The organism is Achromobacter sp. (assembly GCF_050285585.1).
Lineage (GTDB): Bacteria > Pseudomonadota > Gammaproteobacteria > Burkholderiales > Burkholderiaceae_B > Achromobacter.
This window is the reverse complement of sequence record NZ_JBLZXF010000007.1, coordinates 35,355-48,723: the sequence shown is the minus strand read 5'-3', so window position 1 is coordinate 48,723 and position 13,369 is coordinate 35,355. Positions and strand designations below refer to the sequence as shown.

The window sequence follows — 13,369 nt, the reverse complement described above, 5'->3', positions numbered from 1 at the left end:
GAAAGAGGAACGCGGCGCAAGCGCCGCGTGCCGCTTAAGATTTCTGGCCTGCGGCCTTGTCCTGCTGCGCAGGCTCGGCCGGCTTGGCGCCAGGCTGCGGGGCGGGCTCCGCCGGCTTGGCGCCCGGCTGCGCCGCGGGCTGGGCGCCGGGCGCTGCCGCCCCGCCCTTCTTGGCCCATTGGCTGACCTGCACCGGCGCGCCGGGGCGGATCTTCTGGAAGCCTTCCACGACCACCACGTCGCCGGCCTTCAGGCCGCTGGTGACGACCCATTCGTTCTTGATGGCGCCGCCGGTGGTCACGGGCACCTGCTCGATCTTGTTGTCCTTGACCAGCATCAGGCTCTGCATGCCGTCCGCGGTGCGCTGCAGCGCCTGCTGCGGCACCATCAGGGCCTTGTCGTCCACGCCCTGCTCCAGGCGCACCCGCACGTACATGCCGGGCAACAGGATGCCATCGGGATTGGGCACCTCGGCGCGCAGGTTCACCTGGCCGGTGGACGGATCGACCGTGATGCCCGTGAACAGCAGCTTGCCGGGCTGGCCGTACTCGGTGCCGTCTTCCAGGACGATCGTGGCGCGCGCCGTGTCCTTGCCGACCTGCTGCAGCTGGCCGCTGGCGAACGCGCGGCGCAGGGACGCCAGTTCCGCCGTGGACTGGGTGAAGTCCACGTAGATCGGATCCAGTTGCTGCACGATGGCCATCTGCGTGGCGGAAGCGGCCTCGACCAGCGCGCCCTCGGTGACCAGCGGCTTGCCGATGCGGCCCGTGATGGGGGACGTGACGTCGGTGTAGCCCAGGTTGATCGCGGCGTTGTCCTGCGCGGCCTTGGCGGCGGCGACCGAAGCGTCCGCCTGGCGGTACGAGGCCACGGCGTTGTCGTATTCCTGCTTGCTGACGGCGTTGGCCTTGACCAGCGGCGCATAGCGGTCGGCCAGCAGCTTGGCGCTGAACAGATTGGCCTGCGCCTGCTTGAGCTGCGCCGTCGCCTGATCGTAGGCCGCCTTGTAAGGCGCCGGGTCGATCTTGAAGAGCAGCTGGTTTTCCTTGACGTCGCCGCCCTGCTCGAAGGTGATCTTCTGCACGATGCCGGTGACCCGCGAACGGATCTGGGCATCCCGGACGGCATCGACGCGGCCAGGCAATTCCGAGACGATGGGTGCGCGCTGCGGCTGGATCGTGACGACGCTGACCTGGGGCATGCCGGGGTTCATCTGCGGCTTTTCACCGCAACCCGCCAATATCAGCGCGAGGACTCCACCGGAGATAGCCAGCCCCGAAACACGTTTAGGCGAAAACCGCATTGAAACCCCCGCGTAGCGTTGTAAACCGTAGTCGCGTCAAGCAATCGCAGTATTTAACCGCGACTTTTGCCCGCGATCAAAATAAAAGCATGCGTTATCAAGGCACGTGAATAGCCCGTTAATGTAACTCAGTTATTGGGGAAATCACTGACTTTTGCGGCTTCAAACCCTGCGCGGGGGCGGATTTTGTGCATGGAATCAACAGTCGGCACGCCTCAACCGCGCGTGCCGTTGCGGTGGATGTCGTGGGTCACGAAGCAGCTGTCTTGCGTGGGGCGCGCCAGAATGCCGGGCTTGGCCAGCGTATGGCGTATGTCGGCCAGCCCGGACTCCCAGTGTTCCCGCATGGCCTCGGTGCCGAACTCGTAGTCCTTGGAATAGCGCTCGCGGTGCTTGGACTCGTAGATGAGGTTGACGATGTTGGTGGCGGGCGTGTGCGACAGCCTGCGGATGTCGGCGAGATCGGCCGCATTGCGCTCGGCCTCCGGCAGGCGCTCCAGCAGGCGCTGCAGGCCGTGCCGCAGCTTCAGCACGCGCCGCAACTGGTCGGTTACCAGACGGGTCCTGCTGGAATACTGGATGTCCTTCTGCCGCTCGGCCACCTCTTCGAGCGAGGTCGGCAAACCGCCGCGCGCCGGCCACAGGTCCACCTGGAACGCCAGCGTGTCGCGCATGTTGTCCGTGGTCAGCACCTGCGCCAGCGGCGTGTTGGACACGATGCCGCCGTCCCAGTAGTGCTCGCCGCCGATCTCGACGGACGGAAAGCCCGGCGGCAAGGCGCCCGAGGCCATGATGTGCTCGGGGCCCAGGGTATCCTTCAGGCTGTCGAAATACGCGAAGTTGCCGCTGCGCACGTTCACGACGCCAAAGCTGGCGCGCACGGCCCCGCTATTGAGCAGATCGAAATCGACGAACTGGCGCAAGGTCGAGGCCAGGGGCGTCGTGTCGTAGAAGCTGGTGGAGGCCGCCCCCCTGCCATGCACCAGGTAGGGCGGCGGAAAACGCGGTTTGAAAAAGCCCGGCTGCCCGGCAAACAGGGCCTGCAACGCCGACACCTGCCCGTTCAGCACAGGTGAACCGAAACCGAAAGGCAGGCCCGCGAACATGTCCTGCACCGTATCGCCCCAGGGCATGGGCGCGAACGCCGCCGGCCGGCAGATGCTTTCCCAGAAGCCGCGCAGCCGCTCCACGCGCTCGTCCTCGGGGGAACCGGCAATGATGGCGGCGTTGATCGAGCCGATGGAAATGCCCGAGATCCAATTGGGCCGGATGCCGGCCTCGTGCAGGCCCTGGTACACCCCGGCCTGATAGGCTCCGAGCGCGCCGCCGCCCTGTAGCACCAGGGCGACGACTTCATAGGACGGCGTATCGCCGGTATCTTGCGACGGAGCCTTGCGGCGTACGCTCATGCGACCTTCCTTCAGATATGGGCGGAACCTACGGTTTGCGCTTGTCCGGCAATTGCGGCGCGGCGACGCCCGCCCGGAACGGATACTTGGCGAAAATCCGGGCAACCACCTTCTCCGCGCGCTGTTCGGAGCCCGCGAGGTCCTGATCCTGGTCCTGGACCTCGCCCACCGCCACGCCTTCCCACACCAGCTGCTTGCGGCGCGCGTCGACCAGGTCGATGTTCAGGGTGCCCTCGGTGTATTGATAGACGTCGTCGCCCCAGCCATAGCCGGGCCAGCCGCCATAGAACCCGGCGCGGTAGCCGTAGTATGGACCCATCGGCGGCGCCGGGGTGACCTGCACCTTCTGCTGCAGCTTGGCGCCGAAATTGACCAGCAGGTCAGGATTGGAGGCGCTGTAGACATAGCCGCGCATCTCCATCTGGCCGCGCGTGGCGGTCTTCAGCCTCTCGGTCAGCAGGGTGCTGTAGCCCGCCCGGTCCGTGCCCAGGGGCGACATGAATCCAAAGCTGCGGTACTGGGCGAAGTCGGCCTGGTGGTCGTAGTCGCCCTTCACCGTGGGGCCCGACGCGCACGCCGCCAGCAACCCAGTCATGGAACCCGCCGCCAGCAGTTTCAACGCTTTCATGTTGTTTTCTCCGAGAGCCCAAGGCGTAACCATAGTGCCGCGAAGCCTGCGAAATATCAACAGAATCTCATTCTCATCATAGCGGCCGCCTCCGCCGGCGCCGCTCCCGTCCAGTAAACTTGGCCGTTGTCCCATACCCTGGCCTGACGACAGGCCCGATACCGATGTTGGAACTCGACGGCTCGATTTGGTTTCGTTCCGGCGCCCAGACCTGGGGCGGAAAAAACCGCATAGACCTGCTCGCGCAGATCGACGCCACCGGCTCGATCACGAACGCCGCGCGCGCCGTGGGCATGAGCTACAAGGGAGCGTGGGACGCCATCGACGCCATGAACAACCTGGCCGGCGAACCGCTGGTGATCCGCGCGGCAGGCGGCAAGGGCGGCGGCGGCACCCAATTGACCGACCGCGCCCGCCGCCTGATCGCGACCTTCCGCGCGCTCGAGGCCGAGCACCGCAAATTCATGGAAAACCTGACCCGCGCCGGCGTGGATCCCGGCGGCGATATCGACCTGATGAAGCGCTTCATGCTCAAAACCAGCGCGCGCAACAAACTCCTGGGCACCGTCATCCGAATCCGCGAGGGCGCCGTCAACGACGAGATCGTGCTGCGCATCGCGGGCGGCCTGGCCATTACCGCGACCATCACGCGCGAAAGCACGCAAGAGCTGGGGCTGGCCGTGGGCAAGGAGGCGATCGCGCTGGTCAAGGCCTCGGCCGTCATCGTCGGCGCGCCCGGGCCCGGCCTGCGCCTGTCGGCGCGCAACCAGTTGCCGGGCACGATCACCGCGCTGCGTCCCGGCGCCGTGAACAGCGAAATCCTGATCGGCCTGGAAGGCGGCGCCACCTTGGCCGCCATCGTGACGAACGAAAGCGCGAACGATCTCGGCCTGGACGTCGGCGCCGAAGCCGTCGCGATATTCAAGGCGTCCAGCGTGATTCTGGGGGTCCTGGAGTAGGATGGGTGCAGCGCGAGAGTCCTTGAGCAAGAACTCGAATGTCGAACGCGCGTAACCCATCCTACACCCCCACGTCCGCGTCGTAACGGCGCACCCTGCCCTCGCGCACCTCGAACACCTCGTCCGCCAGCGCATCCACGTCGGCCGGGTCATGCGTGATCACCAGCATCGGCACGTCCAGCTGCCGCTGGAGCGCGTTGAGCTCCAGGCGCATCTTGCCCCGCAGCTGCGCGTCCAGCGCCGAGAACGGTTCATCCAGCAACAGGATGTCGGGCTGCAGCATGAGCGCGCGCGCCAGGGCCACCCGCTGCTTCTGGCCGCCCGAGATTTCGCTCGGGTAGCTGCCCACGATGGCGCGCAGCTCGAAGGCGTCGACCCAGCGCTGCGCCCGGGGAGAGACCTCGCGCCGGGGCGGATTGCGCCAACCTCGGCGCAGGCCGAACGCGATGTTCTGCGCCACGGTCAGGTGGGGAAACAGGGCGTAGTCCTGGAACAGGTAGGCGACGCGGCGAGACTGCGCGGGCAGGCATATGCCCGCCTTGGAGTCGTACAGCACGCGCCCATTGATTTCGATGCGCCCCGCGTCCGGCCGCAGCAGCCCGGCCACGGCCCGCAGAGTCAGGCTCTTGCCCGCGCCGGACGGACCGAACAGCGCGATACGCTTGGCCGACGACTCGAAAGCCACGTCCAGGTCGAAGCGCTGCCCGCCCGACGTCATCTGCTTGCGCACATGGATGTTCACGCTCATCGCCGCCCTCCATCGCGCCGGCCGCCGGTGACGGGCACCAGCCTTCCGGCCAGCAGCAGGACCACGACGCAGGTCGCCGAAGTCACCAGCACCAGCAGGTTGGCCGTGGCGTCGTCGCCCGCCTGCACGGCCTCGTAGATGGCGACCGACAGGGTCTGGGTGCGCCCGGGCAGGTTGCCGGCGATCATCAGGGTGGCGCCGAATTCGCCCAGCGCCCGCGCGAAGGCGAGCAGCACGCCCGCGGCGATGCCGCGCGCGGCCAGGGGCAGCGTCACCCGGAAGAAGACCCCCGCCTCGCAGACTCCAAGCACGCGGGCCGCGCTCTCCAGTTGCGCGTCGACGTTCTCGAATGCGGCACGGGCCGACTTGAACACGAGCGGAAACGCCACCACGGACGCCGCGATCACCGCCCCCTGCCAGGTAAAGACCAGTTCGATCCCCCAGCCGGCCAGCGTCTCGCCGATGACGCCGCGGCGGCCCAGCAGCACCAGCAGGTAATACCCCAGCACGGTGGGCGGAAGCACCAGCGGCAAGGTGAGGATGGCGTCGAGCAGATCGCGGCCGGGCCAGCGCCAGCGCGAAAGCGCATAGGCCGCGGCCGTGCCGGACACGGTAGCCAACAGCGTCGCCCAGCCCGCCACTTTCAGCGAAAGCAGCAGCGGGACCCAAACCGGATCACTCATCAATGCCTACGATTCAACGGAGCTCAGGGCTTCTGGAAACCATACCGCGACAGTATCGCCTGGCCGGCGGGAGACAGCACGTAGGCAACGAAACTTTCGGCTTCCCTGGCGGCCGCCTCGCGCGTGGTCACCGCGATGGGATAGGTCACCGGCGTCTGGGACGGCACGCGCACGGCCACCTTGACCTTGTCGCCCATGATGGCCGCGTCGGTGGCGAACACAAAGCCCGCGTCCACCTCGCCGCGCGCCACGTAGTCCAGGCTCTGGCGCACGTTCTGGGCCAGCACGCTCTTGGCCTGCACCGCATCCCACAGGCCGGCGGCCTGCAAGGCGCCCTGCGTATAGCGGCCCACCGGCACGGATGCCGGATTGCCGTAGGCGATGCGTTTGACGTCGTCGCGCGTCAGGTCCTTCAGCGCGGCGATGTCCGCCTTGCTGTCCGCGGGAACGATCAGCACGACCTGGTTGGCGGCGAAGTCCACGCGGGAAGCGGGTTTGACGGCCTTCTCCTCGACGGCCTTGTCCATCGCCTTCTGGTCGGCCGACGCGAAGACGTCGGCGGGCGCGCCCTTGACGATCTGCTGCAGCAGCACGTCCGAGGCGCCGAAGTTCAGGACCACCTTGGTGCCGGCATGCTCCTGCTCGTAGCCGCGCGCCACTTCCTTGAATGCGTTGGTCAGGCTGGCGGCGGCCGAGACCACCAGGTCGCCGGCATGGGCGCCCGAGGCCCAGGTGGCGGCCAGGGCCATGGAAAGCGCCACGATCTGACGTTTGCGGAACATGATTTTCTCCCTGCGGAATGGATATGCCGGCATCGAAATATATATAAGTATATAACGCCAGTCAATCCGATCCGCCGGGGAGGATTGCGCCAGATCAAGGAAACGTGCGGCGGCCTTCAGCCGCGCGCCACCGTGGTGACGCGCACCGATTCCGGAGCGAGCCGGTCCCGCAGGTGCGAGAGCGCGAGCTCCGGGCGGGCCGCGCCGCACATGAAGATGTCCAGGGCCGCGTAGCAGTGCTCGGGCCAGGAATGGATGCTGATGTGGGATTCGCTCAGCATGACGACGCCGGTCACCCCTGCCCCGGCGCCGAAATGATGGAAATGGGCGCTCAGCACGTGCGCGCCCGCGGCTTGCGCCGCCTCGATCAGCTGGCGCTCCAGCGCCAGCGGGTCCGTCAGGAGGTCCGCCCGCACGCCGCGGAAATCCGCCAGCACGTGACGGCCGGGAGTGGCGTGCACCGTCACTTGTGGAATCCGCCCGACGACCACCCCGAACTGCCGGAGCTGCCGCCCCAGCTGCTGCCGCCGCCGCTGGTGTAGCCGCCGCCGGTCGAACTCGCGCCCGTCGTGGCCAGCACGACCACCACGGCATAGATGGCGTACAGGATCTTGCCCATCTCGCTATTCGTCCTTGCCCGAAAATTTGTCCGCCAGCGTGGCGGGAAACCAGAGGAACGCCATGCCGATCAGGATCGGGATGAAGCGTCCGCTGAAAATATTGCCCAGGTTCAGGAAACCCAGCGCGATCATCGCCGTCCAGGCCCACTTGCGGTAGCCCCCGCCCCCGCCGCTGCGGGGCATGGCCTTCTGCTTGGCGAGTTCGGGATCGCCGAACCATTCGGCCAGCTGCGCGGGCGCCACGGGGCCGGAGGCGGACCAGCCCAGTTCCGACTCGCTCAATTCGCGCGTCAGCTTCAGGTTGCCGGCCTTGTAGTCCGTGATCCTGGTGCTGTCGCCCACCTTCACCCGCCAGTTGAAGGCGCCCAGCGCCAATTCGACCCGCGAGGTGTAGTCGTACAGCTTGTGGTACAGCTTGGAACGCCAGCGCACGCTGGTCGCGTTGTTGTGGCTGGGCCAGGTATCGCAGACCTGCGCGCGCTCCCAGCCCTCGTCGGTTTCCACCAGCCAGATGAAACCCTTGGCCGGGTTGAACAACAGGTACTCGATCCAGTCCGAGGGCTCATCGGGATCCGGGTCGGCGCATTTCATCAGCCCGATGAGGGTGTAGGCGGCCCCGTCGATCCTGGCCTGCGCGCCCAGCGGCAGCGTGGTCTTGATCGCCTTGACCTTGCGGGCCTTTTCGATCACTTCGGCGGTGGGGCCCGAACAATCGACCGCGGCCGCGCACGAAGGGCAGACCACCTGAGTGGCCATGGCGGCCACGAAACTTATCGGGCCGCCGCAATTCGGGCAGTCCAGCGCCTTGATCTGGCCTCGGAAACGGCCGGCCGTTTCCTCGACCTGTTCGTTGGTGCGCAGCGAGCCGGCCTGCATGGCGGACAGGTCGAAGGCCTTGCCGATGTAGAGCTCCGGATCGGGGCCATCGGAAAAATCCAGCGTCAGGAACGCGTCCAGGCTGCGGAAGTCCGCTACCTTCGCCTGCCAGCCCTCGCCCGGCACGAACGGCAGTTCGCCTTGCGCGCCGCCCGCCTGGCAGGCCCGCACGTCGGAGGCCGTGAAGCGCTGGCCGTCCAGCTTCATTTCGTCGCCCGGCGCGATGTCCTCGAACGCCGGCATGCCCTGCGCGCCCTTCACCTTGCGCCGCCGGGTCACGGCGTACTGGCCCGACGCGTCCGACAGCCAGCCGTCGGAGCCATCCTCGAACCACAGGTACCACTCGTTCCAGAAACCTTCCCCGTACCGCAGCTGAATGCGGCCGATCACGTCGAAGCGCTTGCCATCGTGCTTGCCCGCCGCGCCCAGGCACAGGGGCGAGTAGTCTTCCAGGACGTCCGCCATCTCGCCGATGCGCTTGACCGACTCGGCATCCTTCAGCAACGTGCTGCGGCAGGCGCCGCAAACGGCCATCACGGAGGCGGTGGACGTGAACTTGACGGGGGCGCCGCACTGCGGGCACAGAACCTGTTGCATTGGGGCCTGCTGGCGCTAGTTGGTCAGTTTCTTCAGCACTTCGGCCTTGGCCGAATCGTAGTCCGCCGCGGTGATCAGCCCCTTGTCCAGCAGATCCTTGAGCTGCTGCAGGCGCTGCACCGGATCCGCATTCGCCGCGGCGGCCGGCGCCTGCTGCGGCGCCTGTTGCGGCGGCTGCCCCTGGGCCGCGCCCAGGCCCTGCGCCATGGTCTGGCCCAGCGCGGCGCCCGCCGCCAGGCCCGCGCCGATGCCGGCGATGCCGCCCTCGTTCTGCGCCGCCAGCGGGATCGATGTCGCGGTCTGGTACTGGGTGAACTTGCCCAGGTCGCCGGCCATGCCCATGGAGATCCGGGTATCCAGCGCCTTTTGCAGTTCTTCCGGCAGCGAGACGTTTTCCACCGTGAAGTTGTCCAGCCTGACGCCGTAGCGGTCGAACACCGGCGCCAGCTGCTCGCCGATGCTTTGCGACATCAGCCCCTGGTTGCCGGCGATGTCGAGGAACGGCACCTTCGAGCCGCCCAGCGCCGTGGTCATGGCCGCGACCACCATGTTGCGCAGCTGCGCCTCCAGGTCGTCCACGGTGTATTCGTCGCGCGTGCCGCTGATCTCGCGGTAGAACTTGCCGGGATCGGAGATCTGGTACGAATACACGCCGAACGCGCGCAGGCGCACCATGCCGAACTCGCTGTCGCGCAACGTGACCGGCTGCGCCGTGCCCCAGCGCCGGCCCAGCTGCAGGCGCGTGCTGAAGAAGATCACGTCCGATTTGAAGGGAGACTCGAACAGCTTGTCCCAGTTCTTCAGGTAGGTCAGGATCGGCAGGGTCTGCGTCGTCAGTTTGTACATGCCGGGGCCGAACACGTCAGCCACCTTGCCCTCGTTGACGAAAACCGCCATCTGCGATTCGCGCACCGTCAGGCTGGCGCCGTACTGGATTTCGAAGTCCTGCATCGGATGGCGCCAGGCGAGCACGCCGTCGCGATCCTCGTTCCATTGCAGGATGTCGATGAACTGCTTGCGGATGAATGAACCGAGACTCATGGAATGTCCTCCTGTAGGGTCGGAGTCGGCGCGCCTGGCGGGATCAGGTCAGGCAGGCGGCGTTGACGATGCCGGCGGCGATCGAGATCGAACCGATCAGTCCGCCCATGGCGATATTGTTTTCCTCGATCGCGTCGTTCATGCCGCGGATGCACCGCGCCACCACCACGTACACGACAATCTGGACCAGCATGGCGGCGACGCCCCAGACCAGGAACATGACGAAGCTCGCATGCACCGCGATGCTGGAGCAAAGCGTGAAGCTGAAGCCCACCAGCGCGCCGCCGTACGAGAGCACGGCGGCGATATTGCCTTCGCGGATGAGTTCGAATTCCCGATAGCGCGTGACGGCCGTATAGACCGCGGTGAAGATGCCCAGCATGGCGAGCGCCGATGCCATATAAATCAGATAGGTCACCGCCGGATGCATTGCTTCTCCCATTGCCAGCCTCCCAATTGCGCGCAGTATATACGCGGGCTTCGATATACTGCGAACGCATTTTTCGTGTCGGACACCTCATGCGCGACCGCGTTCTCATCCTCTCGGTACTGATCGTCGCCTCCTGCGGCCTGGGCTATGAGCTCATCAGCAGCGCGCTCGCCAGCTATTTGCTTGGGGATTCGATACTCCAATTCTCTTCCGTCATCGGTTGCTACCTCTTCGCCATGGGCATCGGCTCATGGTTGTCAAAATATGTAAGAGACGAAGACGTTTTGAATCGGTTTATCGACGTGGAGCTGCTGGTCGCGCTGCTGGGCGGCGTTTCCGCGGCGGTGCTGTTCCTCGTCTTCGCCTGGCTGTCCGCGCCGTTTCGCGCCGCCCTGTACGTCGGCGTCTTCATCATCGGCCTGATGGTCGGCATGGAGATTCCGCTGGTGATGCGCGTGTTCAACCAGCGCAAGACCGAATTCCGGGAAATCGTCAGCCGCGTGCTGACCTTCGACTACCTGGGCGCGCTCGCCGTCTCGCTGGTGTTTCCCCTGCTGCTCGCGCCCAAGCTGGGGCTGCTGCGCACCGGTTTCCTGTTCGGCATGCTGAATGCGAGCGTGGCGCTGTGGACCACCTGGCTGTTCCGCGCCGAGGTCCGCCGGCCTGGCGAGCGGGCCGTCCGGGCCTGCGTGGTGATCGGGCTGCTGGGCCTGGGCTTCCTGTATTCCGGCAGCATGACGGCGTGGGCCGAGAAAGGCCTGTACGGCGATGAAGTCGTGCATGCCGAGACCACGCCGTACCAGCGCCTGGTCGTCACGCGCTGGCACGACGACCTGCGCCTGTACATCAATGGCAACCTGCAATTCTCGTCGCGCGACGAGCACCGCTACCACGAGTCCCTGGTGCACCCCGGCCTGCAGGCCCTGCCCTGGGCGCGCAACGTGCTGGTGCTTGGCGGCGGCGACGGACTGGCCGTGCGCGAGATCCTCAAGTACAGGCACGTCGAGCGCGTGACGCTGGTGGACCTGGACCCCGCCATGACGGGCCTGTTCTCGCGCTCCGAGCCGCTGACCCGGCTGAACGGAGGATCCCTGAAGGACCCGCGGGTCACGGTCATCAACGACGACGCCGGCCGCTGGCTGGAGACGCACGCCGAGGTCTACGATTTCATCGTGGTGGACTTTCCCGACCCGTCCAATTTCGGCCTGGGCCGCCTGTACTCGGTGCCCGTCTACCACCTGATGGCGCGCCACCTGGCCGAGAACGGCTACCTCGTCGTCCAGTCCACCTCGCCCTATTTCGCGCCGCGTTCGTTCTGGAGCGTGGACGCCACCCTGAAGGAGGCCGGCCTGAACACCTGGCCGTATCACGTCTACGTGCCCTCCTTCGGCGACTGGGGCTTCATCCTGGCCGGCAAGCGCAAGGACTACACGCCTCCCGAGAAGATCACGGTGGCCGCGCGCTACCTGGATCCCGTCACGACGCGCGAGCTATTCCATTTCCCCGCCGACATGCCGGCCCTCGCGATGCCGCCCAACCGCTTGAATGAGCAGTCGCTCGTGCGCTACTTCGACGAGGACTGGCGCCAGGTCATCCGCTGATGCGCCGCCGCAGCTTCCTGTTGGGCGCGGCCACGGCCGCGGCCGCCGGCGCCGCCGGCTACTGGCGTTCGCGCATCGTCGAGACCACGGCCGACATCCATTACCCCGGCATGCAGGCCGGCCACGCCCTGCGCGACGGCGCGTCGTTGCCGCAGCCCGCGGCAAGCCGCCGGCATGGCGTGGCTATCCTGGGCGCGGGGATCGCGGGCCTGTCCTGCGCCTGGAAGCTGGCGCGCGAAGGACATACGGACTTCGTCGTGGTGCAAGGCCCGGAGTTCGCCGGCAACGCGGCCGCCGGCCGGCGCGACGGCCTGGACTACCCGCTGGGCGCCCACTACCTGCCCCTGCCGTCCCTGGCGTCCTCGCACGTGCGCGAGATGCTGTCCGACTTCGGCATCATCGAAAGTGGCGCGGGCGAGGTCCGCCCGTACTACGACGAGGCCGTGATCGCGCATTCGCCCCAGGAGCGGCTGCTGCGCGACGGCCGCTGGGAAGACGGCCTGCTGCCCATGGCCGGCCTGCCCGAGGCGCATGTCGCCCAGCACCGCCGCTTTCTCGCGTGGGTCGAGCGCCTGCGCGCCGAAACCGGCAGCGACGGCCGCAAGGTCTTCAGCATCCCGCTGGCGCTGTCGTCCCGCGATCCGGCCTGGCGCGCGCTGGACGCCATCACGTTCAAGCATTGGCTGGAGCGCGAAGGCTATTCCTCGCCGGCGCTGCACTGGTACCTGGACTACTGCTGCCGCGACGACTACGGCGCGCGCTACGACGTGGTTTCGGCCTGGGCCGGCCTGCACTATTTCGCCAGCCGCGACGGACACGCCGCCAATGCCGGGGAAGGCGCCGTGCTGACCTGGCCCGGCGGCCTTTCCGTGCTGGCCGACCGCATGCGCGGCGCCATCACGCGCAAGCTGGGCCACGCCGACTGGCTGATCGCCGGCACCGCCGTCCGCATCCAGGAAACTCGCGCCGGCCCCCTGGTTACCTGTCTTGCTCCCGGCCCCGTTGCGGCCGCCTACACCGTGCAGACCCGCCGCACGGTTTGCGCGATGCCGCTGTTCGTCGCGCAGCGCATCCTGCCCGACATCCGCGACTATGGCTACGATCCGGCCGTGCACACGTCTGCGCACGCGCCCTGGATGGTGTCGAACTTCCTCATGGACGGCTATCCGACGGAAGCCCCCGGCGAGCCGCTGTCCTGGGACAACGTGGTCTATGGCGGACAGGGTTTGGGTTATGTCGTGTCGACGCACCAGCTGCTGCGCGTGGCCCCGTCGCCGCGCAGCGTCTTCACGGCCTATCACGCGCTCAGCGCGCAGACGCCGCAAGCCGCGCGGGAATGGCTGGCGGCGGCCAGCCCCGAAGCGCTGCGCGCGCAAGCCGCCGCGGACCTGATCGCCGCGTACGGCAAGGAATTCTGGCGGCACGCGCGCGCGCTGGAGATCACGGTGCGCGGCCACGCCATGGCCACGCCGCTGTGCGGCTACCTGTCCAACGCCGGCCTGGCCGCCCTGCGCGTAGCGGATGGCCCGGTGCTGTTCGCGCATGCCGACCTGTCCGGCTATTCCGTGTTCGAGGAAGCCGCGTGGTGGGGCGTCGTGGCGGCGGGCAGGATCCTCGGCCAGGCTCCGCCGCAAGCCTGACGCGAAGGCGCGCCGCTGCAATACAATTCGGCGTCCCCGCCGGCGACACGGC

The 13,369-nt window shown here is 67.3% G+C and carries 14 protein-coding genes; 3 read left to right on the top strand and 11 right to left on the bottom strand.

Annotated features, from left to right (window positions below):
* Positions 1 to 34 precede the first annotated feature (34 nt).
* The 3 genes from ACN6PJ_RS12075 to ACN6PJ_RS12065 all read right to left on the bottom strand — a co-directional run bounded on the left by ACN6PJ_RS12075 (position 35) and on the right by ACN6PJ_RS12065 (position 3,340).
* A complete protein-coding gene (locus tag ACN6PJ_RS12075) occupies positions 35 to 1,303 on the bottom strand; it encodes an efflux RND transporter periplasmic adaptor subunit (RefSeq protein WP_427996106.1) in 1,269 nt (422 codons plus the stop codon).
* 215 nt (positions 1,304 to 1,518) lie between these two features.
* A complete protein-coding gene (locus ACN6PJ_RS12070; RefSeq protein ID WP_427996105.1) occupies positions 1,519 to 2,712 on the bottom strand; it encodes a DUF3734 domain-containing protein in 1,194 nt (397 codons plus the stop codon).
* Between the two features lie 28 nt (positions 2,713 to 2,740).
* On the bottom strand, positions 2,741 to 3,340 hold the full coding sequence (locus ACN6PJ_RS12065; RefSeq protein ID WP_427996104.1) for a DUF4136 domain-containing protein: 600 nt from the start codon (positions 3,338 to 3,340) through the stop codon (positions 2,741 to 2,743).
* Between the two features lie 164 nt (positions 3,341 to 3,504).
* Between ACN6PJ_RS12065 and ACN6PJ_RS12060 the strand changes: the two genes are divergently transcribed.
* On the top strand, positions 3,505 to 4,299 hold the full coding sequence (locus tag ACN6PJ_RS12060; protein WP_427996103.1) for a TOBE domain-containing protein: 795 nt from the start codon (positions 3,505 to 3,507) through the stop codon (positions 4,297 to 4,299).
* A 61-nt stretch (positions 4,300 to 4,360) separates the two neighbouring features.
* On the opposite strand, the gene ACN6PJ_RS12055 is transcribed toward ACN6PJ_RS12060, so the two are convergent.
* The 8 genes from ACN6PJ_RS12055 to ACN6PJ_RS12020 all read right to left on the bottom strand — a co-directional run bounded on the left by ACN6PJ_RS12055 (position 4,361) and on the right by ACN6PJ_RS12020 (position 10,076).
* Positions 4,361 to 5,047, bottom strand: coding sequence for an ATP-binding cassette domain-containing protein (locus ACN6PJ_RS12055; protein WP_427996102.1), 687 nt, complete (start codon positions 5,045 to 5,047; stop codon positions 4,361 to 4,363).
* Positions 5,044 to 5,730: a molybdate ABC transporter permease subunit gene (gene modB, locus ACN6PJ_RS12050; RefSeq protein WP_427996101.1), complete on the bottom strand. Its 687-nt coding sequence runs from the start codon at positions 5,728 to 5,730 to the stop codon at positions 5,044 to 5,046. The genes ACN6PJ_RS12055 and modB overlap by 4 nt, the downstream gene beginning before the upstream one ends.
* Before the next feature lie 23 nt (positions 5,731 to 5,753).
* Entirely contained in the window at positions 5,754 to 6,512 is a 759-nt protein-coding gene (modA, locus tag ACN6PJ_RS12045) for a molybdate ABC transporter substrate-binding protein (RefSeq protein ID WP_427996100.1), read from the bottom strand.
* A gap of 116 nt (positions 6,513 to 6,628) precedes the next feature.
* Positions 6,629 to 6,979 (bottom strand): adenosylmethionine decarboxylase, encoded by a 351-nt coding sequence (gene speD, locus ACN6PJ_RS12040; RefSeq protein WP_427996099.1) that lies wholly within the window; start codon positions 6,977 to 6,979, stop codon positions 6,629 to 6,631.
* Entirely contained in the window at positions 6,976 to 7,131 is a 156-nt protein-coding gene (locus ACN6PJ_RS12035) for a hypothetical protein (RefSeq protein ID WP_427996098.1), read from the bottom strand. The genes speD and ACN6PJ_RS12035 overlap by 4 nt, the downstream gene beginning before the upstream one ends.
* 4 nt (positions 7,132 to 7,135) lie before the next feature.
* The gene (locus ACN6PJ_RS12030) at positions 7,136 to 8,605 is read right to left on the bottom strand and encodes a DUF4178 domain-containing protein (RefSeq protein ID WP_427996097.1); all 1,470 of its coding nucleotides are present in this window, start codon (positions 8,603 to 8,605) and stop codon (positions 7,136 to 7,138) included.
* A 15-nt stretch (positions 8,606 to 8,620) separates the two neighbouring features.
* Positions 8,621 to 9,646 carry an SPFH domain-containing protein gene (locus tag ACN6PJ_RS12025; protein ID WP_427996096.1) on the bottom strand — a complete coding sequence of 342 codons (1,026 nt, stop codon included), beginning with the start codon at positions 9,644 to 9,646 and terminating at the stop codon, positions 8,621 to 8,623.
* A gap of 43 nt (positions 9,647 to 9,689) precedes the next feature.
* Positions 9,690 to 10,076, bottom strand: a complete 387-nt coding sequence (locus tag ACN6PJ_RS12020) for a DUF350 domain-containing protein (RefSeq protein WP_427996301.1) — start codon at positions 10,074 to 10,076, stop codon at positions 9,690 to 9,692.
* An 89-nt stretch (positions 10,077 to 10,165) separates the two neighbouring features.
* On the opposite strand from ACN6PJ_RS12020, the gene ACN6PJ_RS12015 reads away from it, so the two are divergent.
* Together ACN6PJ_RS12015 and ACN6PJ_RS12010 are read left to right on the top strand one after the other, a co-directional pair.
* Positions 10,166 to 11,677, top strand: coding sequence for a polyamine aminopropyltransferase (locus ACN6PJ_RS12015; RefSeq protein WP_427996095.1), 1,512 nt, complete (start codon positions 10,166 to 10,168; stop codon positions 11,675 to 11,677).
* Positions 11,677 to 13,317 carry an FAD-dependent oxidoreductase gene (locus tag ACN6PJ_RS12010; RefSeq protein ID WP_427996094.1) on the top strand — a complete coding sequence of 547 codons (1,641 nt, stop codon included), beginning with the start codon at positions 11,677 to 11,679 and terminating at the stop codon, positions 13,315 to 13,317. The genes ACN6PJ_RS12015 and ACN6PJ_RS12010 overlap by 1 nt, the downstream gene beginning before the upstream one ends.
* Positions 13,318 to 13,369: the final 52 nt, after the last annotated feature.

Coding starts and splice junctions, on each gene's coding strand:
- ACN6PJ_RS12075 (WP_427996106.1), bottom strand. CDS start 1,303: ATGCGGTTTTCGCCTAAACGTGTTTCGGGGCTGGCTATCTCCGGTGGA.
- ACN6PJ_RS12070 (WP_427996105.1), bottom strand. CDS start 2,712: ATGAGCGTACGCCGCAAGGCTCCGTCGCAAGATACCGGCGATACGCCG.
- ACN6PJ_RS12065 (WP_427996104.1), bottom strand. CDS start 3,340: ATGAAAGCGTTGAAACTGCTGGCGGCGGGTTCCATGACTGGGTTGCTG.
- ACN6PJ_RS12060 (WP_427996103.1), top strand. CDS start 3,505: ATGTTGGAACTCGACGGCTCGATTTGGTTTCGTTCCGGCGCCCAGACC.
- ACN6PJ_RS12055 (WP_427996102.1), bottom strand. CDS start 5,047: ATGAGCGTGAACATCCATGTGCGCAAGCAGATGACGTCGGGCGGGCAG.
- modB (WP_427996101.1), bottom strand. CDS start 5,730: ATGAGTGATCCGGTTTGGGTCCCGCTGCTGCTTTCGCTGAAAGTGGCG.
- modA (WP_427996100.1), bottom strand. CDS start 6,512: ATGTTCCGCAAACGTCAGATCGTGGCGCTTTCCATGGCCCTGGCCGCC.
- ACN6PJ_RS12035 (WP_427996098.1), bottom strand. CDS start 7,131: ATGGGCAAGATCCTGTACGCCATCTATGCCGTGGTGGTCGTGCTGGCC.
- ACN6PJ_RS12030 (WP_427996097.1), bottom strand. CDS start 8,605: ATGCAACAGGTTCTGTGCCCGCAGTGCGGCGCCCCCGTCAAGTTCACG.
- ACN6PJ_RS12025 (WP_427996096.1), bottom strand. CDS start 9,646: ATGAGTCTCGGTTCATTCATCCGCAAGCAGTTCATCGACATCCTGCAA.
- ACN6PJ_RS12020 (WP_427996301.1), bottom strand. CDS start 10,076: ATGCATCCGGCGGTGACCTATCTGATTTATATGGCATCGGCGCTCGCC.
- ACN6PJ_RS12015 (WP_427996095.1), top strand. CDS start 10,166: ATGCGCGACCGCGTTCTCATCCTCTCGGTACTGATCGTCGCCTCCTGC.
- ACN6PJ_RS12010 (WP_427996094.1), top strand. CDS start 11,677: ATGCGCCGCCGCAGCTTCCTGTTGGGCGCGGCCACGGCCGCGGCCGCC.